This window comes from Streptomyces sp. NPDC025651 (genome assembly GCF_055558735.1).
On record NZ_JBVHLZ010000019.1, the window covers coordinates 78,964 to 98,980 of the forward strand.

At 71.9% G+C, this 20,017-nt stretch carries 18 protein-coding genes and 1 riboswitch; of the genes, 5 read left to right on the plus strand and 13 right to left on the minus strand.

Going from position 1 to position 20,017, the window contains the following annotated elements; translation table 11 throughout:
* Positions 1-4 precede the first annotated feature (4 nt).
* Positions 5-499 carry a hypothetical protein gene (locus ACZ4D5_RS40800; protein ID WP_467777564.1) on the minus strand — a complete coding sequence of 165 codons (495 nt, stop codon included), beginning with the start codon at positions 497-499 and terminating at the stop codon, positions 5-7.
* Between the two features lie 250 nt (positions 500-749).
* The gene (locus ACZ4D5_RS40805; protein ID WP_467777565.1) at positions 750-2,123 is read right to left on the minus strand and encodes a peptidase C39 family protein; all 1,374 of its coding nucleotides are present in this window, start codon (positions 2,121-2,123) and stop codon (positions 750-752) included.
* A gap of 269 nt (positions 2,124-2,392) precedes the next feature.
* Between ACZ4D5_RS40805 and ACZ4D5_RS40810 the strand changes: the two genes are divergently transcribed.
* Both ACZ4D5_RS40810 and ACZ4D5_RS40815 read left to right on the plus strand, forming a co-directional pair.
* On the plus strand, positions 2,393-3,040 hold the full coding sequence (locus ACZ4D5_RS40810) for a uridine kinase family protein (RefSeq protein WP_467777566.1): 648 nt from the start codon (positions 2,393-2,395) through the stop codon (positions 3,038-3,040).
* Positions 3,041-3,484: 444 nt separating this feature from the next.
* On the plus strand, positions 3,485-5,431 hold the full coding sequence (locus tag ACZ4D5_RS40815) for an AAA family ATPase (RefSeq protein WP_467777567.1): 1,947 nt from the start codon (positions 3,485-3,487) through the stop codon (positions 5,429-5,431).
* Between the two features lie 35 nt (positions 5,432-5,466).
* On the opposite strand, the gene ACZ4D5_RS40820 is transcribed toward ACZ4D5_RS40815, so the two are convergent.
* The 10 genes from ACZ4D5_RS40820 to ribD form a co-directional block, all read right to left on the minus strand.
* Positions 5,467-6,561 (minus strand): hemolysin family protein, encoded by a 1,095-nt coding sequence (locus ACZ4D5_RS40820; RefSeq protein ID WP_467777568.1) that lies wholly within the window; start codon positions 6,559-6,561, stop codon positions 5,467-5,469.
* On the minus strand, positions 6,558-7,979 hold the full coding sequence (locus tag ACZ4D5_RS40825) for a hemolysin family protein (RefSeq protein WP_467777569.1): 1,422 nt from the start codon (positions 7,977-7,979) through the stop codon (positions 6,558-6,560). Before ACZ4D5_RS40825 ends, ACZ4D5_RS40820 begins: the two co-directional genes overlap by 4 nt.
* A gap of 199 nt (positions 7,980-8,178) precedes the next feature.
* On the minus strand, positions 8,179-8,628 hold the full coding sequence (locus tag ACZ4D5_RS40830; protein ID WP_467777570.1) for a PH domain-containing protein: 450 nt from the start codon (positions 8,626-8,628) through the stop codon (positions 8,179-8,181).
* A gap of 31 nt (positions 8,629-8,659) precedes the next feature.
* On the minus strand, positions 8,660-9,508 hold the full coding sequence (gene hisG, locus ACZ4D5_RS40835) for an ATP phosphoribosyltransferase (protein WP_467777571.1): 849 nt from the start codon (positions 9,506-9,508) through the stop codon (positions 8,660-8,662).
* A 55-nt stretch (positions 9,509-9,563) separates the two neighbouring features.
* Positions 9,564-9,836, minus strand: coding sequence for a phosphoribosyl-ATP diphosphatase (locus ACZ4D5_RS40840; protein WP_467777572.1), 273 nt, complete (start codon positions 9,834-9,836; stop codon positions 9,564-9,566).
* Positions 9,837-9,871: 35 nt separating this feature from the next.
* Positions 9,872-10,357, minus strand: a complete 486-nt coding sequence (gene ribH / locus ACZ4D5_RS40845; protein ID WP_467777573.1) for a 6,7-dimethyl-8-ribityllumazine synthase — start codon at positions 10,355-10,357, stop codon at positions 9,872-9,874.
* 42 nt (positions 10,358-10,399) lie between these two features.
* Positions 10,400-11,689 carry a bifunctional 3,4-dihydroxy-2-butanone-4-phosphate synthase/GTP cyclohydrolase II gene (locus tag ACZ4D5_RS40850; RefSeq protein WP_467777574.1) on the minus strand — a complete coding sequence of 430 codons (1,290 nt, stop codon included), beginning with the start codon at positions 11,687-11,689 and terminating at the stop codon, positions 10,400-10,402.
* Positions 11,686-12,285, minus strand: coding sequence for a nicotinamide mononucleotide transporter family protein (locus ACZ4D5_RS40855; RefSeq protein WP_467777604.1), 600 nt, complete (start codon positions 12,283-12,285; stop codon positions 11,686-11,688). The genes ACZ4D5_RS40850 and ACZ4D5_RS40855 overlap by 4 nt, the downstream gene beginning before the upstream one ends.
* Positions 12,286-12,329: 44 nt before the next feature.
* A complete protein-coding gene (locus tag ACZ4D5_RS40860; RefSeq protein WP_467777575.1) occupies positions 12,330-12,950 on the minus strand; it encodes a riboflavin synthase in 621 nt (206 codons plus the stop codon).
* Between the two features lies 1 nt (position 12,951).
* The gene (gene ribD / locus ACZ4D5_RS40865) at positions 12,952-14,010 is read right to left on the minus strand and encodes a bifunctional diaminohydroxyphosphoribosylaminopyrimidine deaminase/5-amino-6-(5-phosphoribosylamino)uracil reductase RibD (protein ID WP_467777605.1); all 1,059 of its coding nucleotides are present in this window, start codon (positions 14,008-14,010) and stop codon (positions 12,952-12,954) included.
* A gap of 212 nt (positions 14,011-14,222) precedes the next feature.
* Positions 14,223-14,353, minus strand: a riboswitch (FMN riboswitch).
* A gap of 264 nt (positions 14,354-14,617) precedes the next feature.
* On the opposite strand from ribD, the gene ACZ4D5_RS40870 reads away from it, so the two are divergent.
* From ACZ4D5_RS40870 to ACZ4D5_RS40880, 3 genes are read left to right on the plus strand one after another with little or no spacing between them, the layout of a single operon-like run.
* Entirely contained in the window at positions 14,618-16,960 is a 2,343-nt protein-coding gene (locus ACZ4D5_RS40870) for a chitinase C-terminal domain-containing protein (RefSeq protein ID WP_467777576.1), read from the plus strand.
* 60 nt (positions 16,961-17,020) lie between these two features.
* Positions 17,021-17,983 (plus strand): RNA polymerase sigma-70 factor, encoded by a 963-nt coding sequence (locus ACZ4D5_RS40875; RefSeq protein ID WP_467777577.1) that lies wholly within the window; start codon positions 17,021-17,023, stop codon positions 17,981-17,983.
* 41 nt (positions 17,984-18,024) lie between these two features.
* Positions 18,025-18,786 (plus strand): SDR family oxidoreductase, encoded by a 762-nt coding sequence (locus ACZ4D5_RS40880; RefSeq protein WP_467777578.1) that lies wholly within the window; start codon positions 18,025-18,027, stop codon positions 18,784-18,786.
* A 61-nt stretch (positions 18,787-18,847) separates the two neighbouring features.
* Here ACZ4D5_RS40880 and ACZ4D5_RS40885 read toward each other — a convergent pair whose 3' ends face one another.
* Positions 18,848-20,017: an ROK family transcriptional regulator gene (locus tag ACZ4D5_RS40885; RefSeq protein WP_467777579.1), complete on the minus strand. Its 1,170-nt coding sequence runs from the start codon at positions 20,015-20,017 to the stop codon at positions 18,848-18,850.

Sequence of the window (20,017 nt, forward strand, 5' to 3'; positions counted from 1 at the left end):
GAGTTCAGACAGCGGGACGGTCATGTGATCCATCGGACACGCCCTGGGACGGACCTCGCTTCGGCGACTGGGGCGTCGGGGTCACGGGCTGGAGGACCGTGCCGACGATCTGCTGGGCCAGGTCGATGCCGAAGCCTGCGAAGCTCTGGGCCGTCAGGAGGGAGAGTTGCGTGGTCAGGGCCGTGCCGGAGGCCAGGAGGGCCGGGTAGTCCGTCCTGGCTCGGGCCTCGGCCATCGCGCGGGTCTCCTTCTTGATCGCCTCCACGGTGGCCTTCAGGATCGGGTTCGCCACGCGTGGGCTCGGCGGGCCGCCCGGGATGATGGCCAGCAGGTTGTCCAGGGAGGCGTCCACCTTCGCGAGGCTCTCGCGGACCTCGTCCGGCTTCATCTCTCCTTGGAGGACGTCACCCGCGAACGTGGAGACGGTGGCGTTGGCGTGGCCCGTCCTGCCGAAGCTGTGGAAGGTCCTGGCCTGGTTCTTCAGCTCGCGTTCGGTCATGGCGTCCGGTGTCGGTGGCGGTTCCGCCGCGGCCGCCGGCAGCGGACCGAGGACCGTGACTGCGCACACCAGCGCCGCGGCACATCCCAGAAGTCTCTCGCGCACACCCAACTCGTCTCTCTCAGCGGTTGCCTGTCTGCTGGTCAGATTCCGTGAGGGGTGAGCGCGCCGCCATTCGAAGGGGCACGCCTTGCTCCACTCGGCGGCTGGGCGTCGATACCGAAGGGGCTCAGCCGCCGAGCAGGCGTCGTCAGTGGATGCCCACCGCCGCCAGCGCCTTGCGCTGGGCCGTGGAGAGCTTCGTGGGGAAGTAGAGGTAACAGACTCCGCCCGTGCCCGAGACGACCTTGCCGGAGGAGTTGTACCTCTTCGTCCGGAGCCAGATGTTCTCCCACTCACGGCGCTTGTAGACGCGGCGGACCGCCGGGTTGCTCGGGGACGCCGGGTCGTTGGCGATCACGTCGCCCGTGTCCGTGAAGCCGATCACCGTCATCAGGTGGCCCGCCGTGCCGTAGCCCGCGCCCGTCAGCTCCTCCTTGAGGAACGACTGGGACGTTATGGCCGGGATGCCCGCGGCGATCAGCGACTCCAGTTCCGTGAGCGAGGCCAGGCGGGTCACGACGCCCTGGAGGTCCTTGTACGTCGCGGCGTACGCGGCGTTGAACGGCCAGTTGCCGCAGCCCCCGTACTGGTAGTCGTACGTGAAGCGGGCCGCGTGGCACACCTGGGGGTCGGCGAAGGCCGGGTCGACCCAGGCCAGGTCCTCCGGGGTCGGCTTGCGGCCCCAGTACTCGATGATCATCTGCGAGGAGGTGGGGCTGCACCAGGCCTCGCCGCCGTTGTCGTACTCGGGGTACTGCCCGACGTGCGTCTCCTGCGAGTACCGCGGGACGGTCAGCTCCTTGGCGAGGCCCGGCTTCGACGCGGGCACCGTGAAGCGGTCGGGGACCGCGGAGGCCATCGCGCCGAGCCGCCAGACCGTGGGGGTCGCCGTCGCGCCCGGCTTGCGGTACAGCGTCAGGCGCAGTCGGTACGAGGCGACCCGCAGGCCGGTGGTCGTGTCGTCCAGGGAGACCGTGTCCGTCCAGACCGTGGACCTGCCGTCGGTCTGGTCGTCGACCGAGGTCCGCCGGATGTCGGTCTCCTCGTCGTCGCCGGAGGTCCAGCGGCCCATCACGTACCAGGGAGTCTTCGTCCCGTCCGAGTACGTGCCCCGCAGCTCGACCTGGAGCCAGGTCCCGGCCGGGGTGTGCGCGTTCCAGGACGCGATCAGCTCGGTGGCGGGGACGGTGGAGCGGTGCGCGGGCGTGGTCCACCGGGCGTACTCCCAGGTGGCGGTCCCGCCGGTGTGCGGGTCGGTGTAGTCGGCGCGGCCCGCGGGCTTCGCGATCCGCAGCCCGGGGCGGGCTCCGGCGACGGCCGCGGTGCCCTCGGCGGTGCCGGACCGCCAGTCCTCGTACGAGGTCCAGAAGCGGTTGTCCACCGCGCGGTCCGCGCGCGGCGGGCGGCGCCCGGCTCCCGCTCCGCCCGCGGCCAGGGCCGGGGCCGTCGTCGCCGCGAGGGCGGCCACCGCGGCCGCCGTGGCGAGGACGGATCTGCGGGACATGTCATCAGCTCGGTCCATGAGGGGACCCCCAGTCGACGTGGTTTCCGGCAAGATCCGGAAGGGTCGGGTCAGGTGCACGGAAGTGGGCCAACTATGGCCGGTCCCGGCCGACTTCTGCCAGCGCTTCGGACACTGCCGCGCGCACCAATATTGGCCTCAACCAATGCAAAAAGGGGAGCGGCCCGCCGAGCCTCGTTACAAGGGTGGTGGTGGGAGAGGGGTGGGCCTGCAACGGCACGCGGAACACATCCTTCCGCGCCCCTTCCGCGGCCGTACCCTTGCCGGTGATGACCGGACACCCGCACACCCCGCTCCCCCGCCTCGCGGACACCCTGCGCCGCCTGCCGCCGTCCTGCGGCCCCGTCCGGCTGATCGCCGTGGACGGACACGCGGGCTCGGGCAAGTCGACCTTCGCCGTGCGCCTGGCCGAGGCGCTCGGCGGCGCGCCCGTCCTGCGCCTCGACGACATCGCGAGCCACACCGAGCTGTTCGACTGGTCCGAGCGGCTGCGGGAGCAGGTCATCGCGCCGCTCTCCCGGGGCGAGACGGCGCACCACGCGACGTACGACTGGAACGAGCGCCGGTTCGGCCCCGCCGAGCGGGCCCTGCCGCCCGCGCCCGTGGTGATCGTCGAGGGCGTCGGCGCGGGCCGCCGCGCGCTGCGGCCGCACCTGGCCGCGCTGCTGTGGATGGACGTGCCGCGCGAGGAGGCGTGGCGGCGCGGGCGCGCGCGGGACGGTGCGGTCCAGAGGGACTTCTGGGACGGCTGGGAGCCCGCGGAACTCCGGCACTTCACGGATGACCCTTCCCGGCCCTTCGCCCAGCTTTTGGTACGACAGTGTCCAGAGGGATACGAGGTACTCCGCGGGCCCGGTGAGGCGCCGGAAGAGACCCAAGTCGTCACGCAGGGTGAGGGACCGTCGGCGGTCCGCTGAACCTCCGGAAAACCACTTCCAGTTGGCCCCACGAGTTTTCGCGAGTGCCCCAACTCGGCTTGACCCAGGGGCCTTACAGGACTTACGTTCTGAATGTGCGGTCCTACGGGGCCGCGCCGCAGACGCGAAGCCCCCGGTTGTTCCCCCGTGATCGGGGGCTTCGTTCTGCCCTCCGGGCCGATTTCCGGCCGCTGCGAGCGGCCATTCGCTCACCCTCGGTCACCATCGAGGCCATCCCTCTCCGCCCCTTTCCGGCCGATCCGCCGGTGCGGCACCCTACGGCCGACCGCTCCCCCGCAGGTACGATGCTTCTCGGTGCGCCTTTTCGGACGGCTGCTCTACGCACCGAGTCAACTCCCGTCCGCAGCACAGTGGTTCAGCGCAGTGGCCGGCGGGCACCGGTCCGGCGGTACGCAAACGGGGGCACGGTTTGTGGGGGACCTGATGGACTTCGACGCGGTGGGCTCACTCGCCCCGGCCGACCTCGCCTGGCTGAGGGGCGTCGACGCCTACACGATGGGCGCCTATCCGCAGGCGGAGGAGGAGTTCCGGACCGCGGTACGGATGGATCCCGGGATGGCCGACGGCTGGCTCGGGCTGCACGCGTTGCGGATCGACACGACGACGGCGCTGCTGCGGATGTTCCAGCACCGGGACCGGTTCGGGGAGCAGCGCGCACGGCACGCGCGCACCCTCAACTCCTGGTACTGGCTCGGCTGGTGGGTGCAGCCCGTCCTGGAGAGCGCGCGTGACCTGCTGCTCGCGCACGCCTCGCACTGGCTGGACGGCCGCCATGTGCCGGAGCTGGACCGGGCGCTCGCGGGGCTGCCACCGGTCGACGCGGACCCGCAGGTGCGCTTCCTGCACGCCTGCCGCTCCTACCTCGTCAAGGACTGGGAGCAGCTGGTGCGGCACACGGACCCGCTGATCGACGACCCGATGCTGGGCATCGAGGCCGGGCTCTTCGGCGGCATGGCCCGGGTGCGCCTGGAGACGTACGGCCAGGCCGAGCCGCTCCTGTCCGCCGCCCTGATGCGCTGCCGCAGCGAGCAGCCGCAGCGCAAGGAGCTGCGCTACTGGCTGGCCCGCGCGCACGAGGGGACCGGCCGCTCGGCCGCCGCCCTGCCGCTGTACCGCGCGGTGCACCGGGTCGACGCCTCCTTCATGGACACCTCGGCACGGCTCGCGGCCATCGCCGAGGGCGACGGGTACGACGAGGCGGCCGACCTCGCCGCCGCGATCAGCCTGGCCGGCCCGGGCCAGGACGTCCTCGAGGGGCCCGACGGCATCGACGTGCTGTTCGGCACCGAGGGCCGTGACGTGAAGGTCACCGGGCCCGAACTCCTGCCGGGCGGGGCCCCGCCGGGCCCCGGCGGTCTCAACGGGCCTGCGGGACCCACCGGTTCAGGGACGCCGGGCGGACCGGCCGGGCCCTCCGAGGCCGACGCCGTCCGCGAGAAGGCGATCATCCCGATCAAGGCGGGCCCGCCGCAGCTGCCGCCGGGGCCCACCGACCCCGCGCTCCTGGAGGCCGCGCTCGCCGAACTGGAGCGCATGGTGGGCCTGGAGCCGGTCAAGCGCCAGGTCAAGGCGCTCTCCGCGCAGCTGAACATGGCCCGCCTGCGCGCCGCGCAGGGCCTTCCCGTCCAGCCGCCGAAACGACACTTCGTCTTCTCCGGCCCCTCCGGCACCGGCAAGACCACCGTGGCCCGCATCCTGGGCCGCGTCTTCTACGCCCTCGGGCTGCTCGGCGGCGACCACCTCGTGGAGGCGCAACGCGCCGACCTGGTCGGCGAGTACCTCGGCCAGACCGCGGTGAAGGCCAACGAACTGATCGACTCCGCGATCGGCGGCGTCCTCTTCGTCGACGAGGCCTACTCCCTCTCCAACTCCGGCTACGGCAAGGGCGACGCGTACGGCGACGAGGCCCTGCAGGTCCTCCTCAAGCGCGCCGAGGACAACCGCGACCACCTCGTCGTGATCCTCGCGGGCTACCCCGAGGGCATGGACCGGCTGCTCGCCGCCAACCCCGGCCTGTCCTCGCGCTTCACGACCCGCGTCGACTTCCCCTCGTACCGCCCCCTCGAACTGACCTCGATCGGCGAGGTGCTCGCCGCCGAGAACGGCGACGTGTGGGACGAGGAGGCGCTCGACGAGCTGCGCTCCATCAGCGGGCACGTCGTCGACCAGGCCTGGATCGACGAGCTCGGCAACGGCCGCTTCCTGCGCACCCTGTACGAGAAGAGCTGCGCCTACCGCGATCTGCGGCTCTCCGGCTATCCGGGCGAGCCGGGGCGCGACGACCTGTCGACGCTGCGGCTGCCCGACCTGATGCAGGCGTACGGAGAGGTGCTCTCGGGGCGCGGGCCGCAGAACCCGTCCGGCCTCTGAGGACAGACGCGTCTTGCGGGCCACGCCCCGCGCGCTCACCCCACGAGGGCGCCACCGCGCGCCTCGCGCGCCTCGCCTTCGGGTGTCTCCTGGGCCTTGCGGGGCACCGCCACGCGGTGCGCGGGGTCGCGGACCTCGCCGACCAGGAGCTCCAGGACGTCCTCGAGGGCGACCAGGCCGAGCACCCTGCCGGAGGCGTCGGCGACCTGCGCCAGATGTGTCGCGGCGCGGCGCATCACGGTCAGGGCGTCGTCCAGCGGGAGTTCGGCCCGCAACGTGGTCATCGGGCGCCAGACCTGCTGCGGCACGGCGCGCTCGGTGTCCTCCAGGTCCAGTACGTCCTTGACGTGCAGGTAGCCCATGAAGGCGCCGTTCTCCGCGCGGACCGGGAAGCGGGAGTACCCGGTGCGCCCGGTGAGCGCGACGACCTGGCCCGGGGTGACCGAGGGGCCCACCGTCACCAGGGACGCCGCGTCCAGCAGGACGTCCGTGACGGGGCGCGAGCCCAGTTCGAGGGCGTCCTCCAGGCGCTCCTGCTCCTCGGGGTCCAGGAGCCCCGCCTGGCCCGAGTCCTCGACGAGGCGGCCCAGCTGGACGCTGGTGTACACCGCCTCGACCTCGTCCTTGGGCTCCACCCCGAAGAGCTTCAGGACGACTCGCGCACACGCGCCGAGCGCCACGGTCACCGGACGGCACAGGCGCGCGAAGGCGACGAGGCCCGGGCTGAACCAGAGGGCGGTCTTCTCGGGGGCGGCCATCGCGAGGTTCTTCGGGACCATCTCGCCGATGACGAGGTGCAGGAAGACGACGACGGCGAGCGCGATCACGTAGCCGAGGGGGTGGATCATGCCCTCGGGCAGGTGGACCGCCGCGAAGAGCGGCTCCAGGAGGTGCGCGACGGTCGGCTCGGCGACGGCGCCGAGCGTCAGCGAGCAGACGGTGATGCCGAACTGGGCGGCGGCCATCATCTGCGGCAGGTGCTCCAGGCCGTACAGGACCTGGCGGGCCCGCTTGGAGTCCAGGGGCTCGATCTGGCTGCGGCGCACGGAGACGAGCGCGAACTCGGCGCCCACGAAGAAGCCGTTGGCGAGCACGAGGAGGACGGCGAAGAGGAGTTGGAGCAGGCTCATCGCAGCGCCTCCGCGACTTCGGGAGCACCTTCAGGAACAGCTGCCGGAGTTGCTTCCGCACCGGCCCGCGCGGCGGTTTCCGGCGTGCGGCGGGCGACGTCCCCGGCGTCGGCCTCACGCATCCGCACGAGGCGCACCCGCTCCGCGCGGTAGTGCCCGACCTGGCGCACCGAGAGCCGCCAGCCGGGCAGTTCGGCCCGGTCGCCGGGGGCAGGGATGCGGCCGAGCAGGTCGGCGACGAGGCCGGCCACGGTCTCGTACGGGCCTTCGGGTACGTCGAGTCCTATGCGCTGGAGCGTGTCCACGCGGCAGCTGCCGTCCGCGTCCCAGGCGGGCCTGCCCTCCTCGGCCGGCGCCACGCACAGGTCGGGCAGGTCGAGCAGGTCGTGCTCGTCGCGGACCTCGCCGACGAGCTCCTCGACGATGTCCTCCAGGGTGACGACGCCCGCCGTGCCGCCGTACTCGTCGACGACGACGGCCATGGGCTGCTCGCTGCGCAGCCGCTCCAGGAGGGGCTGCACGGGCAGCGTCTGGGGGACGAGCAGCGGGGACTGCGCGATCCGGCTGACGGGGGTGCGCAGGCGCTCGTGCGCGGGCACCGCGAGGGCGTCCTTGAGGTGCACCATGCCGACGATCTCGTCGATCCGCTCGCGGTAGACCGGGAAGCGGGACAGGCCGGTGGCGCGGGTCAGGTTGACCACGTCCTCGGCCGTCGTCGAGGACTGCAGCGCGCTGACCTTCACGCGCGGCGTCATGACGTGCTGCGCGGTCAGTTCACCGAGGGAGAGGGTCCGTACGAACAGGTCGGCGGTGTCCTGCTCCAGGGCGCCGGCCTGCGCCGAGTGCCGGGCCAGGGAGACCAGTTCACCGGGGGTGCGGGCGGAGGCCAGCTCCTCGGCGGGCTCGACGCCGAGCGCGCGGACGACACGGTTGGCCACGGCGTTCAGCAGGGAGATCACCGGGCGGAAGAGCCGCGAGAAGGCGTGCTGCGGGCCCGCGACGAACCGCGCGACCTGCAGTGGCCTGGACACCGCCCAGTTCTTGGGCACCAGTTCGCCGATGACCATCTGCACGGCGGACGCGAGCAGCATGCCGACCACCACGGAGGCGCCGCCGACGGCGCCTTCGGGGATGCCGATCGCCGTGAACGGGCCCGCGAGCAGATGCGCGAGGGCCGGTTCGGCGAGCATGCCGACCACGAGCGAGGTGATGGTGATGCCGAGCTGGGTGCCGGAGAGCTGGAAGGACAGCTCCTTGAGGGCGCCGACGACCGTGCGGGCCCGTCGGTCTCCGTCGGCCGCGGCCTTCTCGGCGTCCGGCCGCTCGACGGTGACGAGGCCGAACTCGGCCGCCACGAAGAAGCCGTTGGCGAGAATCAGCAGGAATGCCGCCCCGAGAAGCAGCAGGGGGACTGTCATGCCGCCGCCTCCCCGGTCGTGCCGGTCCCGGTATGTCGGGAGGGGGCGGCGCAGGTACTACAGGACGATCCGTCCATCGCCGGAGGGAGTCACTCCTCGGGTAGCAGGAGCCCCTGGGGGCCGGGCGGGCCCGTCAGGGGCGGGGCGGCACTCCATGCGCGCCCCGCCACCAGATTAATCAAGACCGGGCGCGGGACGTCTAGTCCCCGAGGGCCGTGCGGGCGTCGGTGAGCGCGCGCAGGGCGCGGGCGTCGCCGATGGCCTGCTGCTTGCCGATGCCGGGCTGGATGCCGAGCGCGGGCAGGCTGGTGCCGTCGCTCAGGTTGAGGAACACCCAGGGGTCGCCGGGGCGGAGGTTGACCTGCACGATCTCGGCCCAGGCCAGACGGCGGCTCGTCGCGATGTTGACGACGGTCACGCCGGACTCGTCGGCGACGACCTTGGGCCTGCTGAGCAGCACGAGCACGCCGAGGAGCAGCGCGCCGGTGAAGACGAAGCTGGTCCGCTCCCCCGCGCTGAGATCGGGCAGCAGAAAGGCGATGGTGCTGATCGTCACGAAGATCAGCACGCCCGCGGTGAGCAGGACGGCCCGGGTCCGCGTCGGCCGGAACGTGACGGGCAGCGCGGGGAGGGCGGGGCTGTCGGACATGAGGCGGTGCTCCTACCGGATCAGGGGCCGGTCAGAGGCGGCAGGCGTGGATGGCCGTGGTCAGGATGGCCCGCGCGCCGATGGCGTACAGGTCGTCCATGATCCGCTGGGCCTCCTTGGCGGGGACCATGGAGCGGACGGCCACCCAGCCTTCGTTGTGCAGCGGGGAGATCGTCGGCGACTCCAGGCCCGGGGTGAGGGCCACGGCCTGCTCCAGGTGTTCGGCGCGGCAGTCGTAGTCCATCATCACGTACGACCTGGCGACGAGGACACCCTGGAGGCGGCGCAGGAACTGCTGCACCTTCGGGTCGTCGGCGTCGGCGCCGGTGCGGCGGATGACGACCGCCTCGGACTTCATGATCGGCTCGCCGAAGACCTCCAGGCCCGCGTTGCGCAGGGAGGTGCCGGTCTCCACGACGTCCGCGATGACCTGGGCGACGCCCAGCTCGATGGCGGTCTCCACGGCGCCGTCCAGGTGGACGACGGAGGCGTCGACGCCCTGCTCGGCGAGGTGCTTGGCGACGATGCCCTCGTACGAGGTCGCGACCGTCTTGCCCGCGAGGTCGGCGATGCCGCTCGCGGTGCCCGGCTTCGCGGCGAAGCGGAAGGTGGAGCGGGCGAAGCCGAGGGGCAGGATCGTCTCGGCGTTGGCGCCCGAGTCGATCAGGAGGTCCTGGCCGGTGATGCCGATGTCGAGCTTGCCGGCCGAGACGTAGATCGCGATGTCCTTGGGCCGGAGGTAGAAGAACTCGACCTCGTTGTCGGGGTCGACGAGGACGAGCTCCTTCGACTCCTTGCGCTGCTGGTATCCGGCCTCATGGAGCATCGCCGACGCAGGTCCGGACAGTGAACCCTTGTTGGGGACGGCGATGCGCAGCATGAGGCGGGATTCCTTTGCGTGATGGGTGAGTTGGGGTGACTTGTGGACGTACGGCTCAGAGGTGGGCGTACACGTCGTCGAGGGAGATGCCGCGGGCGACCATCATCACCTGCACGTGGTACAGGAGCTGCGAGATCTCCTCGGCGGCGGCTTCCTTGCCCTCGTACTCGGCGGCCATCCAGACCTCGGCGGCCTCCTCGACGACCTTCTTGCCGATGGCATGGACGCCCTTGTCGACCAGCTCGGCGGTGCGGGAGGTCGCGGGGTCGCCGCTTTCGGCCTTGTGCTGGAGCTCGGTGAAGAGCTCCTCGAAAGTCTTCTTGGACATGATGGTCGCCACTCTACGCGGCCGCCCGGCTCCCCTCAGCGCCAGGGTTCGGAGATCGTACGCAGCGTGGTGGCCGTGGCCACGGCCGCGGTGACCGCCTCGTGGCCCTTGTCCTCGCGGGATCCCTCGATGCCCGCGCGGTCCAGGGCCTGCTCCTCGGTGTCGCAGGTCAGCACGCCGAAGCCGACCGGCACCCCGGTGTCCACGGAGACCTGGGTGAGGCCCTGCGTGACGCCCTGACACACGTACTCGAAGTGCGGGGTGCCGCCGCGGATGACGACGCCGAGCGCGACGATCGCGTCGTAGCCCCGTCCGGCCAGGACCTTCGCGACGACCGGCAGCTCGAAGCTGCCGGGCACGCGAAGGACGGTCGGCTCGCTGATGCCGAGCTCGTTCAGGGCCCGCAGGGCGCCGTCGACGAGGCCGTCCATGACCTTCTCGTGCCACTGCGCGGCGATCACCGCGACCCGCAGGTCGCCGCAGTTCTTGACGCTCAGTTCGGGTGCACCCTTGCCGCTCACGCGCTTCTCCTTGCCGTTGTACGTCGTAGGGGTCGTCGGTGCTTACTGATTGCCGCAGGCGGACACGTCGGTGGTGTCCAGCCAGGGCAGGTCGTGCCCCATCCGGTCCCGCTTGGTGCGCAGGTACCGGAGGTTGTGCTCGCCGGCCTTGATCGGCATGGGCTCGCGCCCGGTGACCTTCAGGCCGTGCCGCAGGACCGCGTCGGTCTTGTCGGGGTTGTTGGTCATCAGGCGGACGCTGCGGACGCCGAGGTCGTCCAGGATCCGGGCGCCCGCGCCGTAGTCCCTGGCGTCGGCGGGCAGGCCGAGCTCCAGGTTGGCGTCGAGGGTGTCGCTGCCGCGCTCCTGGAGCTCGTACGCACGCAGCTTGGAGAGCAGGCCGATGCCGCGCCCCTCGTGGCCGCGCAGATAGACCACGACGCCGCGCCCCTCCTCGGTGATGCGCCGCATGGACGCCTCCAACTGGGGGCCGCAGTCGCAGCGCAGCGAGTGGAAGACGTCGCCGGTCAGGCACTCGGAGTGCAGCCGGGCCAGGACGTCGACGCCGTCGCCGATGTCGCCGTGGACGAGGGCGACGTGCTCGACGCCGTCGACGGTGGAGCGGTAGCCGTACGCCGTGAACTCGCCGAACGCGGTGGGCAGGCTGACCTCGGCCTCGCGGCGGACGGTGGGCTCCGAGAGACGGCGGTAGGCGATCAGGTCCTCGATGGAGATGATCGTCAGGCCGTGCTTGCGGGCGAACGGGATCAGCTCGGGCAGGCGGAGCATCCTGCCGTCCTCGCCCGCGATCTCCACGATGGCGCCTGCGGGGCGCAGGCCCGCGAGCCGGGCGAGGTCGACGGCGGCCTCGGTGTGGCCGTCGCGCACGAGCACGCCGCCGGACTTGGCGCGCAGCGGGAAGACGTGCCCGGGGCGCACGAAGTCGTCGGGGCCCGCCTCGCCGCCCGCGAGGAGCTGGAGCGTGGTGGCGCGGTCGGCGGCGGAGATGCCGGTGCTCACGCCGTGCGCGGCGGAGGCGTCGACGGAGACGGTGAAGGCCGTGCTCATCGACTCGGTGTTGTGCTCGACCATCTGCGGCAGCCTGAGCCGGTCGAGCTCCGCGGCCTCCATGGGCGCGCAGATCAGGCCGCGGCACTCGCTCATCATGAAGGCGACGATCTCGGGGGTCGCCTTCTCCGCGGCGATGACGAGGTCGCCCTCGTTCTCCCGGTCCTCGTCGTCGACGACGACCACGGGGCGGCCCGCCGCGATGTCGCGGATGGCCTGCTCGACGGGGTCGAGGGAGAGGTCTTCGGCGTTGTCGGTGGTGTACCAGACAGGTGCCACGGTCATGCCGGGGCTCCTTCCATGACGGGCTGAGAGGCCGCCGCGCGGGAGCGCAGCCACCAGTCGCGCATGCCCCAGAGGACGAGGGCGAGGTAGACGACGTACACGAGGCCGGAGAAGGCGAGGCCGCTGCTGAAGGCGAGGGGCACGCCGACCACGTCGACGAGCAGCCAGGCGAACCAGAACTCGACGAGCCCGCGGGCCTGGGCGACCATCGCGGCGAGCGTGCCGACGAAGATGTAGGCGTCCGGCCAGGGGTTCCAGGACAGCGAGGGGACGGCGCTGAACAGGGCGCCGACGGCGACGGTGCCGGCCGCGGTGCCCGCGAGCAGGACGCCCCGCTCCTTCCAGGTGGCGAAGCGGATGGCGATGGAGCCGTCCTGCGCCTGCTGCCTGCCGCGCGTCCACTGCCGCCAGCCCCACAGCGCCACGCCGATGACGAGGAGCTGCTTGCCGACGCCGCCGGAGAGCTGCGCGGAGGCGTACGCGGCGACGAGGATGACGCCGGAGAGGAACTGCGCGGGCCAGGTCCATATCGAGCGCCGCCAGCCGAGCGCGAGCGCGATCAGGCCGACGGTGTTGCCGATCATGTCGGACCACATGATGTGCTGGTCGAAGGCCGTGAAGGCTTCGGAGTTGAGCCAGTTCACCGGGTGGCCTCCCGATCCGGGACCTGGGCGCGGTCGCCGAGCAGGCGCTCGACGTACTTGGCGATGATGTCGACCTCGAGGTTGACCGGGTCGCCGGGCTGCTTGATGCCGAGCGTGGTCAGCGCGAGGGTCGTGGGGATGAGGCTGACGGTGAAGTAGTCGTCTCCCGCGTCGACCACGGTGAGGCTGACGCCGTCGACCGTGATGGAGCCCTTCTCGACGACGTAGCGGGAGAGGCCGGCGGGGAGGGAGACCTTGACGATCTCCCAGTTCTCGGACGGCTTGCGCTCGACGATCTCGCCGGTGCCGTCGACGTGCCCCTGGACGATGTGTCCGCCCAGGCGCGCGCCGACCGAGGTGGGGCGCTCCAGGTTGACGCGGGAGCCGACGGTGAGCGCGCCGAGGCTGGAGCGGTTCAGGGTCTCGGCCATGACGTCCGCGGTGAACTCGTCGCCCTCGTGCTCCACGACCGTCAGACAGACGCCGTTGACGGCGATGGAGTCGCCGTGCTTGGCACCCTTGGTGACGACGGGGCCGCGCAGGCGGAAGCGGGAGGCGTCGGGAAGGTTGTCGACGGCGGTGATCTCGCCGAGCTCTTCGACGATTCCGGTGAACACGTCAGTGCTCCTTCGCTACGAGGGTTGCGGTGATGCGGAGATCGGGGCCGAGAGGCACGGTCTCGCTCACGTCGAGCCGCAACGCTTCGGTGATGGTGGTGATTCCGCCGCCGGTCAGGACCGCGGGGCCCGCGCCGAGCAGGACGGGCGCGAGGTAGCCGACGACGCGGTCGACGGCGCCGGCGGCGACGAAGGCCCCGGCGAGCGTCGGGCCGCCTTCCAGGAGGACGGAGCGCACCCCGCGCGCGTGGAGCACGTCGAGCAGGGCCGGCATGTCCAACCCGCCCTCCGCGCGCGGGAGCCGGACCGTCACGTCGGCGGCGTACGCGGGTGCGGCGTCGTCGGCGACGGCGATCAGGGTGGGTGCCGCGTCGTCCAGGACGCGGGCGCCCGGGGCGACGGCGGTGCCGTGCGTGTCGACGACGACGCGCAGCGGCTGGGTCGCGCCTTCGATGCCGCGCACGGCCAGGTGCGGGTCGTCGGCGCGCTGCGTGCCGGAGCCGACGACGACGGCGTCGCACTCGGCGCGCAGCCGGTGGACGTCGGCGCGGGCCTCGGCGGAGGTGATCCAGCGGCTGGTGCCGTCGGCGGCGGCGATGCGGCCGTCGAGGGTGGCGGCGTACTTCCAGGTGACGTGGGGGCGGCCGAGGCGTACGGAGGTCAGCCAGGCGGCGTTCCCCTCGGCGGCCTCGGCCTCCAACAGGCCCTGCTCCACCGGGATTCCGGCCGCGCGCAGAGTGTGCGCGCCGCCGGTCGCGGTGGGGTCCGGGTCGCCGACGGCGTAGACGACGCGGGCGATTCCGGCGTCGATGAGGGCCTGCGCGCAGGGGCCGGTGCGGCCCGTGTGGTTGCAGGGTTCGAGGGTGACGACGGCGGTGCCGCCGCGGGCCCGCTCCCCCGCCGCGCGCAGGGCGTGGACCTCGGCGTGCGGGCCGCCGGCGCGCTGGTGCCAGCCCTCGCCGACGCTCTCGCCCGCGGCGTCGATGATGACGCAGCCGACGACGGGGTTGGGGCTGGTGGAGCCGAGGCCGCGCGCGGCCAGCGTGAGGGCGCGCCGCATGGCGGCTGCTTCGGCTACGGCGGTGGCCACCGGGTCCTCCTGCCTCTTCGGGCACGGACTCCGGGGCCTGTCGATGACGACAGAACGTACGGGCAGCGGCACCGGGAGCGACGCCGACGCCGGATGACACCTGTTCCCGGGATGCCCCAGGAACCGCCCCCGGCGGTGCCGGGAACGAGCCACAAACGACGGCGTGCAGAGATGCCCGCCCGCCGCGCACTGCCTCCCATCCGGACTTTCACCGTCGGTCCAGGAATTTCACCTGGTCAACCGGCCGCTGGAGGCGGCCGGGTCGCGGACTGTAACCGCCGGTTCGGAATTACACCGACCCCGGAGTGCGCTGCTTCTGGTACGAGGCCAGTGTGCCACGCCTGATCGTCGGCCATACGGGCGATGGGCTGTGGCCTAGCTCACAGCATCACCGTTCAACATCATGTTCAACCAAATTGGTCCGGACTTATTGACTCAATGGTCTAGTCCTCTTAATCTCTGCGACACCTCCGAGGAGCCGGAGCCGACGGTGTGCGCACACCAGGCCCCAGAACGCTTCACATCTTTGCCAGTTGTGTTCCGCCCGTTCGTGTTCCGCACCTCCCAGGAGGATCCCTTGTCATCCCTCGCGTCATCCCTCACCCGAGCGAGACCCACCCTGCTCGCGGCCGGCACCGCCGTCGCCGGACTCCTGGCCGGCCTGCTCTCCGGTGGTGTCTCACAGGCCGCCGACAACGCGTCCTGCCGTCCCGACGGCCTCTACCAGACGCCCGGTGTCGACGTTCCCTACTGTTCGGTCTACGACAGTGAGGGACGCGAGAAGATGGGCGCCGACCACCAGCGCCGCGTCATCGGCTACTTCACCGGCTGGCGCACCGGCAAGAACGGCGAGCCCGCCTACCTCGCCCCGGACATCCCCTGGGACAAGGTCACCCACGTCAACTACGCCTTCGCGCACGTCGACAAGGACAACAAGGTCTCCGTCGGCTCCGACGGAGAGAAGAACGCCGCCACCGGCATGACCTGGCCGGGCGTCGCGGGCGCCGAGATGGACCCGGAGCTGCCCTACAAGGGCCACTTCAACCTGCTCAACAAGTTCAAGAAGAAGCACCCGAACGTCAAGACGCTGATCTCGGTGGGCGGTTGGGCCGAGACCGGCGGCTACTTCGGCGACGACGGCAAGCGCGTGAACTCCGGCGGCTTCTACTCGATGGCCACCAACGCCGACGGCTCGGTGAACCAGGCGGGCATCGACACCTTCGCGGACTCCGCCGTCTCCTTCATCAAGAAGTACGGCTTCAACGGCGTCGACATCGACTACGAGTACCCGACCTCGATGAAGGACGCGGGCAACCCGCTCGACTACTCGATCTCCAACGCCCGGCGGGGTGGCCTGGTCAAGGGCTACGCGGCGCTGATGAAGACCCTGCGCCAGAAGCTCGACAAGGCGGGCGCGGCCGACGGCAAGCACTACATGCTGACCGTCGCGGCCCCCTCCTCCGGCTATCTGCTGCGCGGCATGGAGACCTTCCAGGTCCAGAAGTACCTGGACTACGTCAACATCATGTCGTACGACCTGCACGGCGCCTGGAACGAGTACGTCGGCCCCAACGCCTCGCTCTACGACGACGGCAAGGACGCCGAGCTCGCGGCCGCGGGCGTGTACGGCAGCCAGCAGTACGGCGGGATCGGCTATCTGAACACCGACTGGGCGTACCACTACTTCCGCGGCTCGATGCCCGCGGGGCGCATCAACATCGGTCTGCCGTACTACACACGGGGCTTCAAGAACGTGCAGGGCGGCACCGACGGGCTGTGGGGCAAGGCGCCCGCCACCAGCTGTCCGGCCGGGTCGGGCCTGACCAAGTGCGGTGACGGCGCGGTCGGCATCGACAACCTCTGGCACGACAAGGACGACAACGGCAAGGAGTCGCCCGCCGGGTCCAACCCGATGTGGCACGCGAAGAACCTGGAGAAGGGGATCGTCGGCGACTACGTCACCAAGTACGGCTTCCCCGCCGACACCAAGCTGACCGGCTCCTACGCCCGCAAGTACAGCTCCTCGCTGGTCGCGCCGTGGCTGTGGAACGCGGACAAGAAGGTCTTCCTCTCCACGGAGGACGAGGAGTCGGTGGCGAAGAAGGCCGACTACGTGGTCGACAAGGGCATCGGCGGCACGATGGTCTGGGAGATGGCCGGCGACTACCGGTGGAACGCCACCAAGGGGCAGTACGAGATCGGTGACACGCTCACCTCGCTGATGTACGACAAGTTCAAGGCCGCGAAGCCCTACGGCGCCAAGGTCTCCAACAAGGAGCTGCCCACCAAGGCCGTCGACATCGGCGTGGAGTTCGGGGACTTCAAGCTCGGCGACTCCAACTACCCGATCACACCCAAGGTGAAGATCACCAACAACACGAAGACGACGCTGCCCGGCGGCACGGAGTTCCAGTTCGACTACTCCACCGCGGCTCCCGGCAACGCGTCCGACCAGTCGGGCTTCGGCACGAAGGTGATCAGCAGCGACCACACCGGCAGCAACGTCGGCGGCTTGAAGGGCGACTTCCACCGGGTCTCGCTGAAGCTGCCCGCCTGGCAGTCGGTGGCGCCGGGCGCGTCGATCGACCTGTCCTTCAACTACTACCTTCCGGTGTCCACCCCGTGGAACTGGACGGTGAACATCGGCGGCACGAACTACGCGCTCGCCGGTGACCTGGCGCGCGGCACCACGGTCGTCGAGCCGGGCGCGGGCACCGGGCCGACCGACCCGCCGGGCCCGACGGACCCGCCGGCCCCGGGCAAGTGCACCGCCCCCGCGTGGAGTTCGTCCTCCGAGTACGGCTCCGGGACGACCGTGTCCCACAAGTCCCACACCTGGAAGGCCAAGTGGTGGACGAAGGGCGACGAGCCCGGCGCCGGCGGCGAGTGGGGCGTCTGGCAGGACCTCGGCGCCTGCTGACGCGCGCGGGGCGCTGACCTCTGCGCTGCTCACGCCCACGGGGTTTGGCACCCTGTGGGCGTGAGCAGCGCAACGGCACTGGCCGAGGAGTTCGAGACCCACCGCCCCCGGATGTTCTCCCTGGCCTACCGGATGCTCGGCTCCGCGCAGGAGGCGGAGGACGCCGTGCAGGACGCGTATCTGCGCTGGAACGGCGCGCGGCGCGAGGACATCGGGCGGCCCGCCGCCTGGCTGGCGAAGACCGTCACCAATCTCTGTCTGAACAGGCTCACTTCGGCCCGTGCGCGGCGCGAGGAGTACGTGGGGACCTGGCTGCCCGAGCCGGTCCTGACCTCCGGCGGCGCGCTCGGGCCGCTGGAGTCCGCCGAGCAGCGCGACGCGGTGTCGATGGCGCTGCTCGTCCTCCTGGAGCGGCTCACGCCGACGGAGCGTGCGGTGTACGTGCTGCGGGAGGCCTTCGCCTACAGCCACCGGGAGATCGCCGAGGTCCTGGAGGCGAGCGAGGCCAACTGCCGCCAGCTGTACCGCAGGGCGGCCCGCGCGGTCGCCGACGAGCGGTCCCGTTTCGAGCCGGGGCGCGAGCTGCGGCAGGAGTTCGTCGCGTCCTTCCTCGCGGCGGCGCGTGAGGGCGACGTGGCGGGCCTGGAGAAGATGCTGGCCGCGGACGTCACGTGGTGGGGCGACGGCGGCGGCAGGGTCACCGCCGCGCGCAGGCCGATCCTGGGGCGCGCGAAGGTGACGCGGTTCCTGGTGGGCGGCCTGGAGAACCTCGGCGCCGCGATGGACTTCTCGTACGCGGAGGTCAACGGCGCACCCGCCCTGGTCGCACATGTGGCAGGACGGCTGACGGGGGTCGCTTCCTTCGAGCTGGGCGGTGGGGTGGTGACCGGGGTGCGGGCCGTGGTCAATCCGGACAAGCTGGCGTACGTGGAGCGTCAGCCGGCCGCCGCGGTCCGACCCGGCCGCCCCGCGCTCGGACCCGGCTGTCACGTTTCCGAGGGCTGTCCGGTTCTCAGCATGTGAGGGACGCGTCCAGGGCGTCCCGCACTGCGAAGGAGCTTGTGATGACCACGATCCTGGTGACCGGCGGCACCGGAACCCTCGGCCGCCTCGTGACCGAGCGGCTGCGCGCGGAGGGGCACGAGGTGCGGGTGCTCAGCCGTCGTACGCGGCCGTACGCCGTCGATCTGCGCGAGGGCACCGGCCTGGACGCGGCGGTGGCGGGTGTGGACGTGATCGTGCACTGCGCGAGTTCGCCGCGCGGGGGCGACGAGAAGGCGGCGCGGAACCTGATCGCGGCGGCGCGCGGGGCCGGGGTCGGGCACCTGGTCCACATCTCGATCGTCGGCATCGACCGGGTGCCGCTCGGCTACTACAGGACGAAGCTCGCCGTGGAGCGGCTGATCGAGGAGTCGGGGCTCGGCTGGACGGTGCTGCGGACCACGCAGTTCCACGATCTGGTCCTGCGGATCCTCCAGGGCGCGGCGAAGCTTCCCGTCCTGCTGCTGCCCGCGGGCGTCAGCGACCAGCCGATCGAGGTCGCCGAGGTCGCGGACCGCCTGACGGAGCTGGCGACGGCCCCACCGGCGGGCCGGGTCCCCGACATGGGAGGACCCGAGGTCCGCACCTTCCCCGACCTGGCGCGCGCCTACCTGCGGGCGACGGGCAGGCGCCGCGCGGTCCTCCCGGTGCGCCTGGCGGGCAGGACGTACCGAGCCGCCCGCGCGGGCGGCCACCTGACTCCCGGACAGGCGGTGGGGAAGGGCACGTTCGAGGAGTATCTGGCCAGGCGCCAAGGCAGCCGCCGCCAGGGCTCGGGGCTGTGACCTGTGCGGCTGCGCCGCGCGGGGGCGCGCTCAGCCACGGCGCACCCGCGGACGGAAACACTCAGTGCCCCGGCGGCGGCCCGAAGATCTCGTCCTGGGCCGCGTCCCGCGCGGCCAGCAACGCCCCCCTCAGCACCGCGGAGCCGCCCAACGCGCTGGCACGGACCTCGGTGCGCAAAGGGGACATCGCACCGACCCGCGCCGTGACGCGATCGGCCAGCGCGGCGCCCCCCGCGCGGCCGATCTCCCCGCCGAGGACGACACACCCGGGATCGAGCAGCGCGGCCATCGCCGCCGCGCCGACGGCGATCCGCTCGGCGACGGCGTCGAGGAAGGCGCCCTCGTCGGCCTCCACCGCGTACCGCACGACGTCCGCCGCGGACATGTCCGGCTTCAGCACGCCGTACTCCGCCCCCAGTTCACGGAGTGCGTCCGCGCAGGCCAGCGAGTGGAAGCCGCCGTCGCACCCGGTGGCGGACGGCAGCGCTCCGGTGCCGGGCACCGGCAGGAAGCCGATCTCCCCCGCGCCGCCCGAAGCGCCCCGGCGCAGCACCCCGTCCAGGACGACCGCGGCGCCGACGCCCTCGCCCAGCCAGAGCAGCACGAAGGTCTCGCGGTCGTGCGCGGCGCCGTCGCGGCGTTCGGCGCGGGCCGCGAGGTTGCTCTCGTTCTCCACGAGGACCCGCGCGCCGAACCGCTCCTGGAGGACCCCCGCGAGGCGGCGGTGCCAGGCGGGCAGCGACGTCGTGTCGTGCAGCTCGCCGGTGGCGGGGTCGATGAGGCCGGGGGCGCCGATGCCGACGGTGTGCAGCCGCTGGACGCCGCCTTCCCGCGCCGCGCGCTCGACCAGCGCGACGGCGCGCTCCACCGCGGAGCCGGTGTCGCCGCCGACGGGCGCGGAGGCCTCGGCGAGCACCGCGCCGAGCAGATCGGTCACGACCACGGAGACGCTCTCGGTGCGTACGTCGAGGGCGGCGAGGTGGGCCCGGTCGGCCACGATCCCGTACAGCCGGGCGTTCGGGCCGCGCCGCTGGGCACCCGCCTCGCCGACGACCGTGATCAGCCCGGAGCCCTGGAGCCGCTCGACGAGATCGGCCACCGAGGGCCGCGACAGGCCGGTGAGCTGCTTCAACTGGTTCGCCGTCAGCGGCCCCTCGCTCTGCAGGAGGCCCAGCGCGAGCCGGTCGTTGATGGCCCGAGCGGTACTCGGTGAGGCGGGCGAGACAGGCAT